This is a genomic window from Phenylobacterium sp. (assembly GCF_030681155.1).
Taxonomy (GTDB): Bacteria; Pseudomonadota; Alphaproteobacteria; order Caulobacterales; family Caulobacteraceae; genus Phenylobacterium.
In genome coordinates, this window is the sequence record NZ_JAUXXE010000078.1 from 136,220 (window position 1) to 153,168 (window position 16,949).

The 16,949-nt window shown below is 66.9% G+C and carries 14 protein-coding genes; 13 read left to right on the forward strand and 1 reads right to left on the reverse strand.

Going from position 1 to position 16,949, the window contains the following annotated elements; all coding sequences use genetic code 11:
• The first annotated feature begins 2 nt into the window (after positions 1–2).
• The 10 genes from Q8M13_RS20645 to Q8M13_RS20690 all read left to right on the forward strand — a co-directional run bounded on the left by Q8M13_RS20645 (position 3) and on the right by Q8M13_RS20690 (position 12,378).
• On the forward strand, positions 3–1,748 hold the full coding sequence (locus tag Q8M13_RS20645) for a penicillin-binding protein 2 (RefSeq protein WP_305302149.1): 1,746 nt from the start codon (positions 3–5) through the stop codon (positions 1,746–1,748).
• Positions 1,748–3,202 (forward strand): UDP-N-acetylmuramoyl-L-alanyl-D-glutamate--2,6-diaminopimelate ligase, encoded by a 1,455-nt coding sequence (locus tag Q8M13_RS20650; RefSeq protein WP_305302150.1) that lies wholly within the window; start codon positions 1,748–1,750, stop codon positions 3,200–3,202. The genes Q8M13_RS20645 and Q8M13_RS20650 overlap by 1 nt, the downstream gene beginning before the upstream one ends.
• Positions 3,195–4,592, forward strand: coding sequence for a UDP-N-acetylmuramoyl-tripeptide--D-alanyl-D-alanine ligase (murF, locus tag Q8M13_RS20655; RefSeq protein ID WP_305302151.1), 1,398 nt, complete (start codon positions 3,195–3,197; stop codon positions 4,590–4,592). The genes Q8M13_RS20650 and murF overlap by 8 nt, the downstream gene beginning before the upstream one ends.
• Entirely contained in the window at positions 4,592–5,701 is a 1,110-nt protein-coding gene (mraY, locus tag Q8M13_RS20660; protein WP_305302152.1) for a phospho-N-acetylmuramoyl-pentapeptide-transferase, read from the forward strand. Before murF ends, mraY begins: the two co-directional genes overlap by 1 nt.
• A 19-nt stretch (positions 5,702–5,720) precedes the next feature.
• A complete protein-coding gene (murD, locus tag Q8M13_RS20665; protein ID WP_305302153.1) occupies positions 5,721–7,136 on the forward strand; it encodes a UDP-N-acetylmuramoyl-L-alanine--D-glutamate ligase in 1,416 nt (471 codons plus the stop codon).
• A gap of 109 nt (positions 7,137–7,245) precedes the next feature.
• The gene (gene ftsW / locus Q8M13_RS20670) at positions 7,246–8,418 is read left to right on the forward strand and encodes a putative lipid II flippase FtsW (protein ID WP_305302154.1); all 1,173 of its coding nucleotides are present in this window, start codon (positions 7,246–7,248) and stop codon (positions 8,416–8,418) included.
• A 9-nt stretch (positions 8,419–8,427) separates the two neighbouring features.
• Positions 8,428–9,525, forward strand: coding sequence for an undecaprenyldiphospho-muramoylpentapeptide beta-N-acetylglucosaminyltransferase (gene murG, locus Q8M13_RS20675; protein ID WP_305302155.1), 1,098 nt, complete (start codon positions 8,428–8,430; stop codon positions 9,523–9,525).
• The gene (murC, locus tag Q8M13_RS20680; protein ID WP_305302156.1) at positions 9,522–10,934 is read left to right on the forward strand and encodes a UDP-N-acetylmuramate--L-alanine ligase; all 1,413 of its coding nucleotides are present in this window, start codon (positions 9,522–9,524) and stop codon (positions 10,932–10,934) included. The genes murG and murC overlap by 4 nt, the downstream gene beginning before the upstream one ends.
• Positions 10,931–11,839, forward strand: a complete 909-nt coding sequence (gene murB / locus Q8M13_RS20685; RefSeq protein ID WP_305302157.1) for a UDP-N-acetylmuramate dehydrogenase — start codon at positions 10,931–10,933, stop codon at positions 11,837–11,839. Before murC ends, murB begins: the two co-directional genes overlap by 4 nt.
• Positions 11,803–12,378 carry a histidine phosphatase family protein gene (locus Q8M13_RS20690; RefSeq protein WP_305302158.1) on the forward strand — a complete coding sequence of 192 codons (576 nt, stop codon included), beginning with the start codon at positions 11,803–11,805 and terminating at the stop codon, positions 12,376–12,378. Before murB ends, Q8M13_RS20690 begins: the two co-directional genes overlap by 37 nt.
• Positions 12,379–12,432: 54 nt before the next feature.
• On the opposite strand, the gene Q8M13_RS20695 is transcribed toward Q8M13_RS20690, so the two are convergent.
• Positions 12,433–13,287 carry a THxN family PEP-CTERM protein gene (locus tag Q8M13_RS20695; protein WP_305302159.1) on the reverse strand — a complete coding sequence of 285 codons (855 nt, stop codon included), beginning with the start codon at positions 13,285–13,287 and terminating at the stop codon, positions 12,433–12,435.
• A gap of 440 nt (positions 13,288–13,727) precedes the next feature.
• Here Q8M13_RS20695 and Q8M13_RS20700 point away from each other — a divergent pair, with 440 nt between their 5' ends.
• Genes Q8M13_RS20700 through Q8M13_RS20710 form a run of 3 tightly spaced genes read left to right on the forward strand, consistent with a single transcriptional unit; the run spans position 13,728 to position 16,931 of the window.
• Positions 13,728–15,107, forward strand: coding sequence for a M20/M25/M40 family metallo-hydrolase (locus Q8M13_RS20700; protein WP_305302160.1), 1,380 nt, complete (start codon positions 13,728–13,730; stop codon positions 15,105–15,107).
• Entirely contained in the window at positions 15,104–16,081 is a 978-nt protein-coding gene (locus Q8M13_RS20705; RefSeq protein WP_305302161.1) for a D-alanine--D-alanine ligase, read from the forward strand. The genes Q8M13_RS20700 and Q8M13_RS20705 overlap by 4 nt, the downstream gene beginning before the upstream one ends.
• Positions 16,017–16,931, forward strand: a complete 915-nt coding sequence (locus tag Q8M13_RS20710; RefSeq protein ID WP_305302162.1) for a cell division protein FtsQ/DivIB — start codon at positions 16,017–16,019, stop codon at positions 16,929–16,931. Before Q8M13_RS20705 ends, Q8M13_RS20710 begins: the two co-directional genes overlap by 65 nt.
• Positions 16,932–16,949 lie beyond the last annotated feature (18 nt).

A 16,949-nucleotide genomic window follows, 5' to 3' on the forward strand; every position in this document is an offset into this window, starting at 1 on the left:
CTATGGCGCACCCCACGTTCGAGGCGCCCGGTTGGCGCTGGCTCAAGGCCAAGGTTTGGGGCCTGGAGCACGCGTTCGAGCGCGCCAAGGCGGCCGGCAAGGCTGAAGACGACACGCGCATCCGCATCTTCTTCGTGCTGGCGCTGTTCTCGGCCAGCTTCGCGGTGCTAGCGGTCGGCGCCACGCGTGCGGCGCTGTTCTCCAACGCGGGTCACGGCAACGGCTATGTGGGGCCGATCGGAGCTGATCGCGCCGACCTGACCGACCGCAACGGCGCCATGCTGGCCGCCGATCTGCTGCACTACGGCCTCTATGTCGATCCGCGCGAGATCTGGGACGCCAACGAGACGCGCAGGGCCTTGGCTGCGGCTCTGCCGAATGTCTCGCGCGCTCGGCTCGAAAAGGCCCTGAAGGGCGAGCGTCGCGGCTTCGTGGCCAGCGGCCTGACCCCGGAAGAGCGTTCGCGCGTCAATGCCCTGGGCCTGCCGGGCGTGAGCTTCGAGAGCGAAGAGCGCCGGGTCTATCCGCTGGGCCATACCGCCGCGCATCTGATCGGCTTTGCTGACACCGGCGGGGTCGGCCTGGCCGGCGCCGAACGCGCGCTGAACGATACGCTGCGTGGGGGCAAGGCCGCCAATGGCGCGGTGGCGCTGTCCATCGACCTGCGCGTCCAGGCCGCTCTTGAGGACGAGCTCTACAAGGCGGCCGCTGAATTCCAACCGCGCGGCGCCGTCGGGATCGTCACCGATGTCCACACCGGCGAAATCCTGGGGATGGCGAGCTATCCGACCTTCGACCCCAACCGGGTGTCGGTCGCCAGCGACGACGCCAAGCTGAACCGTGCGGCGGCCTCGATCTATGAGATGGGGTCGACCTTCAAGGCCTTCACCGTGGCCATCGGCCTCGACACCGGCGTGGCCAATCCGTCCTCCACCTTTGACGCGCGCGAGCCCTACCAACTGGGCTATCGGACGATCAAGGACTACCACGCCGCTCGCAAGATCCTGACGCTGGTCGAGGTCTTCCAGCACTCCTCCAACATCGGCACCGCCAAGCTCGCCGAGAGCATTGGGGCCGATCGGCTGAGCCACTATTTCACCGCTCTGGGCCTCACCAAGCCGGCCAAGGTCGAACTGATGGAGTCGGCGCGTCCGCTGACCCCGCGCAAGTGGGACATGGACGCTGTGGCCTCCACCTCGTTCGGCCACGGGATGAACGTCAGCCCGCTGGCGCTGTCCAGCGCGATGGGCGCGCTGCTGAACGGCGGCAATCTCGTGCCGCTGACCATCAAGAAGCTTGAGCCGAACCAGCGTCCTCAGGGCGTGCGAGCGGTCTCCGAACAGACCTCGATGCAGATGCTGCAGATCATGCGCGCCAACGTCATCGGCGGCAGCGGCAAGTCGGCCAATGCGCCCGGCCTCAGCGTCGGCGGCAAGACCGGTACGGGTGAAAAGTACGATCCGGCCATTCGCGGCTATTCGACGAAGAAGCAGGTGTCGTCGTTCGCCGCCGTGTTCCCAACCTCTGGCCCGGTCGAGGCCAAGCGCTACTTCGTCTTGATCCTGATGGATGAGCCGCAAGGCAACGCCAAGACCTACGGCTATTCGACGGGCGGCTGGGTCGCCGCTCCTGCGGCCGGGCGGGTGATCGACCGCATCGCGCCGTTCCTGGGCGTCGAGCGGCAGAACGAGATCATCAAGGTCGTCGGCGACGATGGCGTGGCCCAACCCCTGGCGGACGGCCACTGATGGCGGCGCTTCTCTCATCCCTGGTCCAGCGTAGCCTGGAGGTTGATCCGCTCATCGCCGGCGTCACCGCCGACAGCCGCAAGGTGAAGCCTGGCTTCCTGTTCGCCGCCCTGCCGGGCTCGATGGTCGATGGTGGTGAATTCGCGGCCAAGGCGGTCGCCGCCGGCGCCGTTGCGGTGATTTCGGCGCAGGACATGCCGGGCCTCGGCGTTCCGGTATTGGTGACGAAGGACCCGCGCCGCGCCTACGCCCTGGCGGCGAAGGCGTTCTGGGGCGCGCAGCCGCCCGTGGTGGTCGCGGTCACCGGCACCAACGGCAAGACCTCGGTCGCGGCCTTCTGCCGACAGGTCTTCAACCACGCGGGCAAGAAGGCCGCCAGCATGGGCACCCTGGGCGTCCGCGCCACGGGCCCTGGCCTGGATGAGCAGCTCACCCCGCCTGGCCTGACGACGCCGGACGCCGCCGATGTGGCCGAACTGATGTCGATCCTGGCCGCCAAGGGCGTCACCCATGTGGCGCTTGAGGCATCGTCGCATGGAGTTGATCAACGCCGGCTCGACGGCGTGGATCTCGTGGCGGCCGGGTTCTTGAACCTGACCCAGGATCATCTCGATTATCACCACACGATGGAGGCCTATCAGGGCGCCAAGCTGCGGTTGTTCGAAACCCTGCTGCCGCGCGGCGCGACCGCCGTCCTGAACGCCGATTCCGACGCCTATGACGCCTTCGCGGCGACCGCAGTAACCTCAGGGCAGAGCGTGTTTTCGGTGGGCGAGGCGGGGCAGGGCCTGAAGCTGCTGAGCCGCCAACCCACGCCCGAAGGCCAGACCCTGAAGATCGAGGCGGCCGGCAAGGTGTATGAAGTTCGTCTGCCTCTGGTGGGCGGATACCAGGCTTCGAACGTTCTGGTGGCGGCGGGTCTCTGCATCGCCGCTGGCGAGGACGTTGCGAGCGTGATGGCGGCGCTGGAAACCATTGAAGGCGCGCCGGGCCGGTTGCAGCGGGTCGGGACTGGCCCCAAGGGCGGCGAGGCCTATGTCGACTACGCCCACACCCCGGACGGTCTGGAGACCGTGCTGAAGGCGCTGCGTCCGCACGTCGAGGGGCGGCTGATCGTGGTGTTCGGCGCGGGCGGCGATCGTGACCGCGCCAAGCGCCCGTTGATGGGGCAGGCGGCCGCCGATCACGCCGACATAGCCATCGTCACTGATGACAATCCACGTAATGAGGTTCCGGCCGCGATCCGCGCCGAGGTCCTGGCCGGCGCCAAGGGCGCGCAGGAGATCGGCGATCGTCGCGAGGCTATTCGAAGCGCCGTCGCGCAGATGACCGCCGGCGACGTGCTGGTGGTGGCCGGCAAGGGCCACGAGCAAGGCATGAGCATCGCCGGCGTCCTGCATCCGTTCGACGACGTGGCCGAGGTCGCTCAAGCCTTGGAGATGCTCCGTGGCTGAGCCTCTCTGGACCTCCGAGGAGATCGTTGCAGCGACGGGCGGCCACCTGTCCGGCGCGCCGTTCAAGGTGAACGGCGTTTCCATCGACACCCGCTCGATCGAACAGGGCGACCTGTTCGTGGCCCTGGGCGGCGTGCGTGACGGGCATGAATTCATCGCCCCCGCCATGGCGGGCGGGGCGACCGGCGCCCTGGTGTCCAAGGGCGTGGACGCCCCCAGCGTCGTGGTTGGGGACACCCTCCGGGCGTTGGAAATGTTGGGCGAAGCGGCCCGCGAGCGTGCGCCTCAGGTGCGGCGCGGGGCGATCACCGGCTCGGTGGGCAAGACCAGCGTCACCCAGGCGGTGCGCGCCGGCTTGATGCTGGCCGGTAAGGCCCACTCGTCGGTGAAGAGCTACAACAACCATATCGACGTGCCGCTGACCCTGGCGCGCATGCCGCGCGACACCGAGCGGGCGGTGTTCGAGATCGGCATGAACCACGCCGACGAGATCGCGCCGCTGTCGCGGTTCGTGCGGCCGCACGCGGTGGCGATCACCACGGTCGGACCTGTTCACGTCGAGAACTTCCCCGACGGCGAAGAGGGTGTCGCCCGCGCCAAGGCTGAAATCTTCGCCGGGCTCGAACCCGGCGGCGTGGCCGTGCTGAACGCCGACAACAAGTGGTTCGACTTCCTGAGCGCCGAAGCCCGCAAGGTCGGCGCTGTCGTCCGCAGCTTTGGTTCCGCTGAGAATTGCGACGCGCGCCTAGTCGATTTCCAACCGCAGGCCGGATACGCGGTCGTGCAGGCTCGCCTGCACGGCAAGGCCCTGGATTTCCCGATCCTGCAGACCGGCTTCCATTGGGGCCCCAACAGCATGGCGGTCCTGCTGATGCTGGAAGCCTTGGGCGTGGACCTGAATGACAGCCTCGCGGCCCTAGGCAGCTTCGAGCCGCTGGCCGGCCGCGGCGCGGAGCGGGTGATCAGGCTGGCGGGCGGCGAGTTCACCCTGGTCGATGAGAGCTACAACGCCAATCCCGTCTCGATGGGCGCGGCCTTCGCCGCGCTAGGCGCACGCATGGTGACGGGGCGGCGGATCGTCGCGCTGACTGACATGCTCGAGCTCGGCGTTGAGGGCCCTGCTTTCCACGCCGGCTTGGCCGAGCCGCTGGATCGCGCGGGCGTTGAGCTGGTGTTCTGCGCCGGACCGTTGATGAAATCACTGTGGGACGCCCTTCCGCCGACTCGTAGAGGCGGTTACGCCGAGACAGCGGTGGAGTTGGGGCTGCTGATCGCCAAGGCCGTTGAGCCGGGCGATCTGGTGATGGTCAAGGGTTCGAACGGGTCGAGAGCCGGTGCGGTGGTCGCCGCCCTGGGAGCCCTCGACGTGCGTTCGCAGGAGAAGGGCTGATGCTTTACTGGCTGTATCAACAGCTGTCGGCCGACGGATATGTTCCGTTCCTGAACCTGTTGAAATACCAGACTTTCCGCACTGGCATGGCGCTGTTCACGGCGCAGCTGGTCGTCGTGGCCATGGGTTCGCGCTTCATCCGCTGGATGCAGGCCAAGCAGGGCAAGGGTCAGCCGATCCGCGCCGACGGCATCGAGCGCCACGTGGTGGAGAAGGCCGGCACCCCGACCATGGGCGGGGTGATGATCCTGGCCGGCTTGCTGGTCGGCACGTTGCTATGGTCGGACCTGACCAATGTCTATGTCTGGGCGGTGATCCTGGTGACCGCCGGCTATGGCGTGCTCGGCTTCACCGACGACTACGCCAAGGTCACCAAGCAGACGACCGATGGGGTCTCGGGCAAGGTCAGACTGCTGATGGAGGCCGCCATCGCGCTCGCCGCCGTCGCCCTGATGGTCGTATTCGGCACCAATCCGCCAGAGACCCCGAACCTGTCGACCTCGGTCGCGTTCCCGATCTTCAAGGAATTGCTGCTGCCGATGGGCTGGTTCTACTTGGCTTTCGGCGCTTTCATCATCGTTGGCGCGGCCAACGCCGTGAACTTCACCGACGGCCTGGACGGCCTGGCCACTGTGCCGGTCATGATCGCGGCGGCGGCTTTTGGCTTTATCGCCTATCTCGTCGGCAACTTCGTCTTCGCCCAGTACCTGAAGCTGCACTTCGTCCCCGGCGTGGGCGAGGTCGCGGTCTATTGCGGGGCGATGATCGGGGCTGGCCTCGGCTTCCTTTGGTACAATGCGCCGCCGGCCAAGATCTTCATGGGCGACACCGGTTCGCTGGCGCTGGGGGGCGGCATCGGAGCGGTGGCCGTGGCCACCAAGCATGAGATCGTGCTGGGCATCATCGGGGGCCTCTTCGTGATGGAGACCCTGTCGGTGATGATCCAGGTCGTGTCGTTCAAGCTGACGGGCAAGCGCGTGTTCCGCATGGCCCCGATCCACCACCATTTCGAAAAGCTCGGCTGGTCGGAATCGACCGTCGTGATCCGCTTCTGGATCATCGCGGTGATGCTCGCCCTGCTGGGTCTTGCAACCCTGAAGCTGCGGTAGGGGAGGGCAGGCGTAGGTCATGATCCCGGTCCGCGGCTTTGAAGGCAAGACGGTCGCCGTGTTCGGCCTGGCCCGCACGGGGCTGACGGCTGCGCGCGCGCTGATGCTAGGCGGAGCCGCGGTCGCGGTCTGGGACGAGCGTCCGGAGAGCCGCGCCGCGGCTGAGGCCGAGGGGCTGCCGCTGGTCGATCTGACCACCGCCGACTGGAGCAAGTTCGCCGCCCTGATGCTGTCGCCGGGCGTGCCGCTGACCCATCCCAAACCGCACTGGACCGTCGAGAAGGCCAAGGCGGCCGGCGTCGAGATCGTGGGCGACATCGAGCTGTTCGCCCGGACCGTGAACGCCGCGCCCGAGCACAAGCGCCCGAAGATCGTCGCCATCACCGGGACCAACGGCAAGTCGACCACCACCGCCCTGATCGGCCACATCTGCGCGGCCGCCGGTCGCGACACACGGGTTGGCGGCAATATCGGCGTCGGCGTTCTGGACCTCGACGACATGCACGGCGGTGCGGTCTATGTGCTGGAGATGAGCTCCTACCAGCTCGACCTGACGTCCAGCCTCAAGCCCGACGTGACGGTGCTGCTGAACATCTCGCCCGATCACCTGGAGCGTCACGGCGGGATGGAAGGCTATGTCGCCGCCAAACGCCGGCTGCTGCTGAACCAGGGCAAGGGCGACACCGCGGTCATCGGCGTGGACGATCCCTGGGGGCAGCGGATCTGCACCGAGATCACCGCCGCCAACCGCCGAACCATCGTCCCGATCTCAGCGTCTAAAGCCATGGGCCGGGGCGTCTATGTCCTGCAGGGCCTGCTCTACGACGCCACCGGCGAGCGCGCCGCTGAGGTTGTCGACCTGTTGCGCGCCAAGTCGCTGCCGGGGCGGCACAACTGGCAGAACGCGGCGGCCGCCTATTCGGCGGTGCGTGGGCTCGGCCTGACCTCGCAGGAGGCCGCTGACGGCCTGATGACCTTCCCGGGCCTGGCGCACCGGATGGAGACCGTCGCCCACGTCGGCAAGGTCCGCTTCGTGAACGACAGCAAGGCGACCAACGCCGACGCCGCCCGTCAGGCGATGTCGAGCTATCCGAAGTTCTATTGGATCGCCGGCGGTCAGCCGAAGACTGGCGGCATTGATGACCTGACCGATCTCTTCCCGCGTATCGAGAAGGCCTATCTGATCGGGGAGGCGCAAGCCGACTTCGCCAAGGTCCTGAAGGGCAAGGCCAAGGTCGCCGAGTGCGGAACCATCGAGGTGGCGACGGCGATGGCCTATGCCGACGCGCTCGCCTCCGGTCAGGACGCCGTCGTGCTGCTGTCGCCGGCCTGCGCCTCGTTCGACCAGTTCGCCGATTTCGAAGCTCGGGGGGAGGCTTTCCGCGCCGCCGTGACCGCGCTCACCACGCCGGCCGCCAAGGGCGCGCGCGCCTAGGCTTTCGACATCACGATCGCGGCCTCGAGTCCCGGTTAAGGAAAATTAAGCATGAGGGCGTCTTGTGATCGCTGACCGCCTTCGCCTTCGAATCGCCGATGGATCCTCAATGAAACCCAGCCAAGCCCACGCCTTCGCACGCAGCGACAGGTCAACGGTCGGCGTGTGGTGGTGGACGACCGATCGCTGGATGCTCGGGGCGGTCGCCGCCCTGATCGCCATCGGCGTTATGATGTCCTTCGCGGCCAGCCCGTCGGCGGCGGCGCGGATGAATGTGGGTGATCCCTTCCACTTCGCGGTTCGCCAGTGCGTGTTCGCGGCGGCGGGCGCGATGATCCTGGTGTCGACCTCGATGCTGGATGGTCGCGGCGTCCGACGGGCGGCGTTCTTCATCTATCTCATAGCCATCGCCATCATGATCGCCCTGCCGTTCATGGGCCACACCGCCAAGGGCGCGACGCGCTGGGTGCAGTTGGGCGGCTTCACCCTTCAGCCGTCGGAGTTCATGAAGCCGGCGCTGATCGTGCTGGTCTCGTGGATGTTCGCTGAGGGCCAGAAGGGGCAGGGAGTGCCTGGCGTCTCCATCGCCTTCGGCCTCTACTTCCTGTCGGTCGGCCTGCTGCTGGTGCAGCCGGACGTTGGCCAGACCGTGCTGATCACCGTGGCGTTTGGCGCGGCCTTCTGGATGGCCGGCGTGCCGTTGTCCTGGGTGATGCTGCTAGGCGGGGTGGCGGTGACAGGATTATCCTCGACCTATTTCCTGTTCCCGCACGTCGCTAGCCGAGTGGACCGGTTCCTAAGCCCAGAGCGCGCCGACACCCACCAGGTGGACCGCGCCGCCGAGGCGATCTCGGCCGGCGGCTTCTTTGGCCGCGGCCCGGGGGAGGGCGTGATGAAGCGTCACGTGCCCGACCTGCACACTGACTTCATCTATTCGGTCGGGGCCGAGGAGTACGGCCTGATCTTCTCGCTGCTGCTGATCGCCCTGTTTTCGTTCATCGTCATCCGCGGCCTCTATCGCGCCATGAAACTGAGCGATCCCTTCGAACAGGTGGCTGCGGCCGGCCTATTCGTCCTCGTCGGCCAGCAGGCCTTCATCAATGTGGCGGTGAACCTGAATATGATCCCGACGAAGGGCATGACCTTGCCGTTCATTTCGTACGGCGGCTCGTCCATGCTGGCGATCTGCCTGACCTTGGGCATGGCCTTGGCGCTGACCCGCCGCAGGCCGGGAGCCTATTCCCAGGGCGAGGGCCTCGCCAAGGCCGGCGCCTTCGCCTAAAGGCTCGTGATGCGTAAGATCGCCGTCGTCGCCGCCGGGGGAACCGGGGGGCATCTATTTCCGGCTCAAGCGCTGGCCGAAGCCTTGATTGCGCGAGGCTGGCGTATCGTGCTCGCCACCGATGAGCGCGCCGCCGCCTTCGCCGAGAGCTTCCCCGCCGAGGAACGCATCGGGCTTTCGGCTCGGACCTTCCGGCGCGGCGATCCCGTGAGCATGGCCCAGGCCGGCATCGCCATCGTGCGTGGCGTGTTGCAGGCTCGCGCCGCCTTCACCCGGATCGAGCCCGATGTCGTGGTGGGCTTCGGCGGCTATCCGTCCGTGCCGGGCCTGCTGGCTGGGATCACCCAGGGCAGGCCGACCCTGCTGCATGAGCAGAACGCAGTAATGGGCCGGGCCAACCGGCGGCTCGCCAGCCATGTTCGCGCCGTCGCATGCGCCTTCCCAGTGCTGCAGAAGGCGCCCGGCCGGGTCGCCGAGAACGCGGTGGTGGTCGGCAATCCGGTGCGTCCGGACATCCGCGCCCTCTCCGAACTGCCCTATGTTCCGCCGACGCTCGATGGCCCGGTGCATCTGCTGATCACCGGCGGCAGCCAGGGCGCGCGCCTGCTTTCGGAGCTGATGCCCGAGGCGATCGCCAAGCTGCCTGAAGAGCTGCGCGTCCGCCTCAAGGTGCAGCAGCAGACCCGCAAGGAGTCGATGGACGGCGCCCGGCGGACCTACGCCAACGCCATGGTCGAGGCCGAGATCGCCCCGTTCTTCCGCGACATGGCCGGACGGCTACGCGACGCCCATCTGGTGATCGGGCGCTCTGGCGCCGGCACGGTCTGCGAATTCGCCGTCGCTGGAAAGCCCGCCATCCTGATCCCGCTGGCCATCGCGCTGGACGATGATCAGGGACAGAACGCCCGGGTCATGGCCGAGGCCGGCGGCGCCGAGGTCGCGCGCGAGAATCAACTCACCGTCGACACCATGTCGAACGCACTTCTGAAACTGCTGACCAACCCCGAGCGCCTGGCGCGCATGGCGGCCGGCGCGCGATCCATCGCCAAACCGGACGCCGCCGAACGCCTGGCCGACCTGGTCGAGAGAACCGCCCTCCAAAAATGAACAAGCGACCCGTCCCCTTCGCCCTCGGCCCCGTCCATTTCGTCGGCATCGGCGGGATCGGCATGAGCGGCATCGCCGAGATCATGCTGCGGATCGGCTATACGGTGCAGGGCTCCGACGCCAAGGCCAGCGCCAATACCGAGCGGCTGGAGAAGCTGGGCGCCAAGGTGTTCATCGGCCAGAGCGGGGCCAATGTCGAAGGCGCCTCAGCCATCGTCTATTCGACCGCGATCAAGGCCGACAATCCTGAGATGGTCGCCGCGCGCGAGAAGCGCATCCCGCTGGTGCACCGCGGCGAGATGTTGGCCGAGCTGACCCGCCTGCAATACTCGGTGGCGGTCGGTGGGACCCACGGCAAGACCACCACCACTTCGATGGTCGCCGCCCTGCTGGACGCCGGCGGCAAGGACCCGACGGTGATCAATGGCGGCATCATCAACGCCTATGGCACCAACGCCAAGGTCGGCGAGGGCGAGTGGATGGTTGTGGAGGCCGACGAGAGCGACGGCACCTTCCTCAAGCTGAAGTCCACCTGCGCCATCGTCACCAATATCGATCCCGAGCACCTGGACCACTACGGCGACTTCGACGCCGTGAAGAAGGCGTTCCAGGACTTTGTCGAGAACGTACCGTTCTACGGTTTCGCCGCGGTCTGCACCGACCACGCCGAGGTCCAGGCGATGGCCGCCCGGGTCAAGAACCGCCGCCTCATCACCTATGGCACCAATCCCCAGGCTGAGGTGCGGGCCGAGAAGATCAGCATGGGGCCGGACGGCTCGCGTTTCGACGCGGTGTTCGCCCCGCAGGACGGCGAGATCGTGCGGCTGGAAAATCTGCATCTGCCGATGGCGGGCCAGCACAATGTGCTGAACGCCACCGCCGCCATAGCCATCGCGCGCGAGCTGGGCGTATCGGATGCCGACATCCGCAAGGGTCTGGCCGGGTTCGCCGGGGTCAAGCGGCGCTTCACCACCACGGGCGTCGCCAACGGCGTGCGGGTGATCGACGACTATGGCCATCACCCAGTGGAGATCGCCTCGGTGCTGAAGGCCGCCCGCGCGGTCACCGAGGGCAAGGTGGTCGCTGTGGTGCAACCGCACCGCTATTCGCGCCTGCACGATCTGTTCGATGAATTCTGCGGCTGCTTCAACGATGCAGACACGGTGATCGTCGCCGATGTCTATACGGCCGGCGAGGCGCCCATTGAGGGCGCCGACCGCGACGGCCTGGTCGACGGCCTGCGCCGGTTCGGACATCGCCGCGCCCTGCCGCTGGAAGGCCCTGCGCATTTGGCGGCGCTGGTCGCCGACGAAGCCAAGGCCGGCGATCTGGTCGTCTGTCTGGGGGCCGGCGACATTACGGTCTGGGCTCACGCATTGCCGGCGCAGCTTGAGGCGCTTTCCAAGTGAGCTGGCGCGACGATCTGCCCAAGGTTCGTGGCCGGATCCTGAAGGACGAGCCGCTGGCGCCCTTCACGTGGTTTCGCGTCGGCGGTCCGGCCGACGTGATTTTCCTGCCCGAGGACGAGGCTGATCTGTCCGACTTCCTGAAGGGGCTCGATCCGTCCGTGCCGGTGACGCCGATCGGCGTGGGCTCAAACACCCTGGTCCGTGACGGTGGCGTCGACGGGGTGGTGATCCGCCTGGGCAAGGCGTTCGGCAAGGTCGAACCGCGCGGCGACAACAGGATTTTCGCCGGGGCGGCCGTGCTGGACGCGGTGCTGGCGCGCGAGGCCGGCAAGGCGGGCATCGCCGGGCTGGAGTTCTATCGCGGCGTGCCCGGATCCATTGGGGGCGCAACGGTGATGAACGCCGGGTGCTACGGTGCTGAAACCAAGGACGTGCTGGTCGAGGCCTATGCGGTGACTCGGGCAGGAGAGCGCGTGACGTTCAGCAACGCCGAAATGGGCTTCGTCTACCGCAAGTCGGCCAAGGCGGCCGAGGGCGGGCTGATCTTCACCGGCGCCTTGTTTGAAGGCGCGGCCGATGATCCCGCCGCCATTGAGGCGCGGATGGCCGAGATCACCGCGCGGCGCGAAACCACCCAGCCGATCCGTGAAAAGACCGGTGGCTCGACCTTCAAAAACCCGCCCGGCCATTCGTCCTGGAAGCTCGTCGATGACGCTGGTTGGCGCGGTAAGCTGCATGGCGGGGCGATGTTCTCGCCGCTGCACTCCAACTTCCTGATTAACACCGGGGAAGCGACGGCGGCGGATCTCGAGGGTCTCGGCGAAGCGGTTCGCGCCGATGTCAAAGCCAAGCTGGGGATAGACCTGGAATGGGAAATCAAGCGGATCGGCCGCCCAGCCGCCTGATCTTCGTCAAGCACGGCCGGCCGCAGATCGTGGCCGGCGCGCCGCCATCGTCGTGGGCGCTATCACCTGAAGGGCGTCTTGCGGCCACGGCCCTGGCTGAACGGCTCAGCATTTTCGCGCCGACTACGCTTTGGACCAGTCCAGAACCTAAGGCGCGGGAGACCGCATTGGCTATGGCGCCGGTGTTTGGGTTGGCGCCCGCCATCGACGCCGGTCTGGCGGAACACCACGCCGACAGCAGCCCGTTCAGCACGCAGGAAGAGTTCGAGTTCCGCGTCGAACGGATGTTCTGCCAGCCCGATGAACTGATCATGGGGGAGGAGACAGGGCTCGCCGCACGGCTTCGCTTCGATGCGGCCATGGCGCGTATCACCGGCGGAGAGGGTACAAAAGTGATCGTGGCGCACGGCCGTATCATCACCCTCTGGCTCAGCCATCGGCTGCGTTTCGAGCCCATGCCGTTCTGGCGCCGCCTAGGGATGAGTTCCGCGGCGGTGCTTAGCGAGAACGGCGCGCACCTGGAGATCGTCACGGCATAAAAAAACGCCGCCGGCCCGAAGACCGACGGCGTGACTGGAGATCGTTGCTGGCGCTTAGGCGGCCAGCGCGTTCCGGCGGCGCGAGGTGCGGACCATGGTCCCCACAGCGCCGAAGCCGATGATCATCATCGCCCAAGTTGCCGGTTCAGGAACCGCGGAGCTGACCATGCTCACCGAGGCCATGATGTCGGCCTTGTTGTCGAAGGCGTGGGTGACGTCGCAGTATTTCCACTTGCCCTTCTTGTCCTTGCCGCACTTCTCGCTGACGACCGCGCTCTCCTTGGTGATGAAGTCGGACTTCAAGGTGTTGCCAACCAGGAAGCCAGCAATGTCGAGCGTGTAGGTATCGAGGCCGTAGGTGAAGGTGTTGTTGTAGGAGATCGGGTTCACCACGACCTTGTCGGAGCAGCCGTAGGGATTGGCCGAGTCGCCAGAAGTGCCGCCGAACTGGCAGGAGTTCCAGCGTCCTGAGCCCTCGTTCGGGGTCTCGACGTGGGTGAAGTTGTAGATGAAGTCCTGAAGCCCGATGTCGTGGCCGTCGATGTTGACGATGGCCTTGACCGTCAGCGTTACCGTTTGGAGGGTCGTGCCGGTGACGGGCCAGTTGTTGTGCTGGAAGGTGCCGATCTTGAAGGGCGTACCCGCATCCCCGTTGCCGAGGTTCTCGCCATAGGGAGCCGCCGCCGCCGTAAAGGCGTAGCTGCTTTTCTTGTAGCCGCCGCCTTCAGTCCCGGTTCCCCAGCTGACGGTCGAGGTGGGCGAGCCGTTGGAGATCGTGCCGGTAGGGCTGGCGACGCTCCAGGCTCCCTGGATGTTGGTGATCGTAACAACCCCGGCGGAAGCGGTCGAAGCTAGGCTGGCGGCGGCGAGCGCGACGCCCGCGGCGAGCGCCTTGAACTTGAATTGCATTTTGAGCCTCCCTCGCACCCCCGAGCGGGTGCGAAACTTGGCCATTGGATAACGCCGAAATGTAAAATCGGCAAGCAGCAATGGTTGCCGGGTGGTTAATTTGTTGTCTGAATACTGAGCGGTGTACGTCCGCTCATCCTTCAAGTGGAAGTATTCGTGCCAGGCGGGAAAATTTCGATCAATTGGGCTGGTGGGTCCAGACTGTCCCAAGCTGACAGATCTCCGATGAACGCCATTTTCGCCCGCTGTCCGACACATTTAGTGCCCTGGCGGCGAGAAAATTCCCCAAAGTCGCCGCTTTTGGATCGACGCGCGGCATAGCCCTCTGCGTCGTCCCGACGCTGATCGGGCGGCGCTAGTAGCAGACCTTCCCTGCGGCCAACGCGCGCCCGGCCGAGCGCGCTCTTGACAGGACTCCGCGCGTAGCGCACCCGCCGAGCATGCGTATTGCTTTGCTTGCGGCCACCGCGGCCACGTTCATTTCCGCTCTTCCTGTCCATGCCGCCGACCTGGCCGCTACAGCCTCGGCGCTGCGCGACAAGGCGCTACAGGACACCACCGCCTGGGACGTGACCGAGTCCCTGACCACCGAAGTCGGGGCGCGGCCCCAGGGCTCGCCGGGAATGGACAGGGCGCGCGACTGGGGCGTGGCGAAGCTGAAGAGCCTGGGTTTCGAGAACGTCCACGTCGAGACCTTCGAGACCGGATCATGGCTGCGCGGGGCCGAGAGCGCCGAAGTGGTCTCTCCCTATCCCCAGAAGCTGCAGATCCTCGGCCTTGGCCGTTCTACGCCGACGCCGGCTGGCGGGCTGGAGGCCGAGATTGCGCTCTTCAAGACCCTGGACGAGATGCTGGCCCTGCCGCCCGGCGCGCTGAAGGGCAAGATCGCCGTCGTGACTCAGCGCACCCGGCGCACCCAGGACATCAAGGGCTATGCTGACGGCGTGCGCGCTCGGTCGGTTGGCGGTCCCGAGGCCGCCAAGCGCGGAGCGGTGGCTTATCTGGTCCGCTCTGTCTCGACTGACGACACCCGCCTGCCGCACACTGGTGGTGGCGGAGCCTCGGGCATTCCGATGGCGGCGCTGTCCACGCCTGACGCCGACCTGCTGGAGCGAATGGTCGCGCGCGGGAAGCCGGTCCGGGTCAAGCTCTCCATGGCCTCGACCCAGCGCGACAAGGCTCCGGCCTATAACGTCGTCGGCGAGATCAAGGGGCGCGAGCGGCCTGAGGAAGTGATCGTCATCGGCGGGCACCTGGATTCGTGGGACGCCGGCACAGGCGCGGTGGACGACGCCGCGGGCATCGCCATCACCACGGCCGCCGCCAAGCTGATCTCCGATCTGCCCCAGCGCCCCCGCCGCACCATTCGAGTGGTGATGTGGGGCGCCGAGGAGCAGGGCGGTTCGGGGCAGGCCTATGCCGACGCTCACGCAGGCGAGGCGGCCAATATCATCGTCGCCGGGGAAAGCGACCTTGGCGCCGGCGAGATTTTCAACGCCAAGCTCCCCCAGGGCAGTCTGGATCATCCGGCCATGAGGGCCTTCGCCGCCGCAGTAGCGCCGCTCAACACGATCGTCTCGCGTCAACCGGCCGAGGATGGCGGGGCCGACGTCGCGGGGCTGAAGCGCTTGGGCGTGCCGGTGACCGAGTTTCAGCAGGACGCCACCCGCTACTTCGATCTGCACCACTCCGCCGACGATACGCTGGACAAGGTCGATCCGAAGGAACTAGCCCAGAACGTCGCGGTGTGGACGGCCTTCGTCTACACCGTGGCCGACAGCGACATCGACTTCCGCAAGACCGCGACGGTGACCAAGTGAGCCTTCCCCTTTCCGGACACCACGTGGCCCTGCTCTGGGGCGGTCTTTCTTCCGAGCGCGACGTCAGCCTGTCCTCTGGCAAGGAGTGCGGCGCCGCGCTGGAACGACTGGGCGCCAAGGTCTCCTACGTGGACGCCGGTCGCGACCTTGCCCAGGTGCTGACGGCCTTGAAGCCTGACGTCGTCTTCAACGCCCTGCACGGCGAGTGGGGCGAGGATGGCTGCGTCCAGGGGATCCTGGAAACCCTCGCCATCCCCTACAGCCACTCCGGCGTACTGGCCTCGGCGCTGGCCATGGACAAGGACAAGTCGAAGGCGGTGATGGCCGCCGCGGGCGTGGTGGTTCCGGGCGGCGGGTTGTTCAATCGCCATGTCGCTGCCGCCAGCCACGTGATGGCGACGCCCTATGTCATCAAGCCGAACGCCGAGGGATCGTCGGTGGGCGTGTTTATCGTCGCCGAGGGCGCCAATCAGCCGCCGCAGGAACTGATCGACCCGAGCTGGACGTTCGGTGAAGAGGTGATGGTCGAGCCCTACATTCGCGGCAGGGAGCTGGCCGTGGCGGTGATGGACGGCAAGGCGTTAACGGTCACCGACATTTTACCGGTCTCGGGCTTCTACGATTACGCGGCGAAATACGCCGAGGGCGGGTCCAAACACGTCCTGCCGGCCGAAATTCCTGCCCATGCGTACGAAAAAGCCCTGGAAATGGCCGAGCGGGCGCACGCTGCGCTTGGTTGCCGAGGGGTTACCCGATCTGACCTTCGTTATGACGACATTAACGACATTCTGGTCCTTCTAGAGGTGAACACCCAACCCGGCATGACGCCGACTTCGCTCGTTCCCGAGCAGGCGGCGCTGAAGGGCGTGGAGTTCGACAGTCTAGTGCTTTGGATCACGGAGGATGCGTATGCCCGCGGCAGTGCGGGGGGAGTCGCGAGCGTCAGCGAAGCCCCGGGCGAAAGCGCCCGCTAGCTCCAAATCTAAGCCCCGGGCGGGTAAGCCGGGGGCGTCGTACGCACCTGGGAAATTGGGCGCCGCCCAAGGCGTCGGCCTGTCGCCGCGCAACGCGATGCTTGCGGCCGGCGGCGTCGTCGCCGTGGCCCTGGTCCTGACCATGGCGACCGGCCACCGCGCCGAGAAGCTGGGCGCATCAGTGAGCGCCGGCGTCGGCGGTCAGCTAGCGAGCATGGGTTTCAAGCTGAAGGCCGTCCACGTCCAGGGCGCTTCGGAAATGGCCACCCCGGACATCCTGCGCGCGGCCGGGATCTATCAGGACCAGCCGCTGCTCGGCCTGGACCTTGAACAGATCCGCCAGAGCGTCGAGGCCGTGGGCTGGGTCAAGGAAGCGCGCGTTGTGCGCTTGCTGCCCGACACGCTGGTGCTGGCCGTGGTCGAGCGTCGCCAACTGGCGGTGTGGCAGAGCGGCGGCCGCAGCCATGTCATCGACGAGACCGGCCGCGTCATCCCCGAGGCCAATCCGGGCCGCTTCCCGACCTTGCCGCTGATCGTGGGGGCAGGCGCCAACGAGGCCGCCGCCGCGATCCTGCCTGAAGTCGCCGCGCGTCCGCGGCTGGCCGAGCGCGTGGAAGCTCTCGTTCGCGTCGATGGGCGTCGCTGGGACCTGCGGATGAAGGACGGATCGCTGGTGCAATTGCCGGCGGTCGATGAGGGCGCGGCCCTGATCCAGCTCGAGCAGCTCGACCAGCGCTCGCGGATCCTGGAGCTGGGCTTCGAGCGGATCGACCTGCGCGATCCGACTGTTGTTGCTGTTCGCCCGCGCGACGGGGTCCTGCCGGGCCAACTCGTCGCCAACGGCGCCTGAGCTAGAAGAAGGGACTGA

What these genes read in the sequence shown, in the direction of transcription:
- Q8M13_RS20645 (WP_305302149.1), top strand. Translation starts at nt 3, where the DNA reads ATGGCGCACCCCACGTTCGAGGCGCCCGGTTGGCGCTGGCTCAAGGCC.
- Q8M13_RS20650 (WP_305302150.1), top strand. Translation starts at nt 1,748, where the DNA reads ATGGCGGCGCTTCTCTCATCCCTGGTCCAGCGTAGCCTGGAGGTTGAT.
- mraY (WP_305302152.1), top strand. Translation starts at nt 4,592, where the DNA reads ATGCTTTACTGGCTGTATCAACAGCTGTCGGCCGACGGATATGTTCCG.
- murD (WP_305302153.1), top strand. Translation starts at nt 5,721, where the DNA reads ATGATCCCGGTCCGCGGCTTTGAAGGCAAGACGGTCGCCGTGTTCGGC.
- ftsW (WP_305302154.1), top strand. Translation starts at nt 7,246, where the DNA reads ATGAAACCCAGCCAAGCCCACGCCTTCGCACGCAGCGACAGGTCAACG.
- murG (WP_305302155.1), top strand. Translation starts at nt 8,428, where the DNA reads ATGCGTAAGATCGCCGTCGTCGCCGCCGGGGGAACCGGGGGGCATCTA.
- murC (WP_305302156.1), top strand. Translation starts at nt 9,522, where the DNA reads ATGAACAAGCGACCCGTCCCCTTCGCCCTCGGCCCCGTCCATTTCGTC.
- Q8M13_RS20690 (WP_305302158.1), top strand. Translation starts at nt 11,803, where the DNA reads ATGGGAAATCAAGCGGATCGGCCGCCCAGCCGCCTGATCTTCGTCAAG.
- Q8M13_RS20695 (WP_305302159.1), bottom strand. Translation starts at nt 13,287, where the DNA reads ATGCAATTCAAGTTCAAGGCGCTCGCCGCGGGCGTCGCGCTCGCCGCC.
- Q8M13_RS20700 (WP_305302160.1), top strand. Translation starts at nt 13,728, where the DNA reads ATGCGTATTGCTTTGCTTGCGGCCACCGCGGCCACGTTCATTTCCGCT.
- Q8M13_RS20710 (WP_305302162.1), top strand. Translation starts at nt 16,017, where the DNA reads ATGCCCGCGGCAGTGCGGGGGGAGTCGCGAGCGTCAGCGAAGCCCCGG.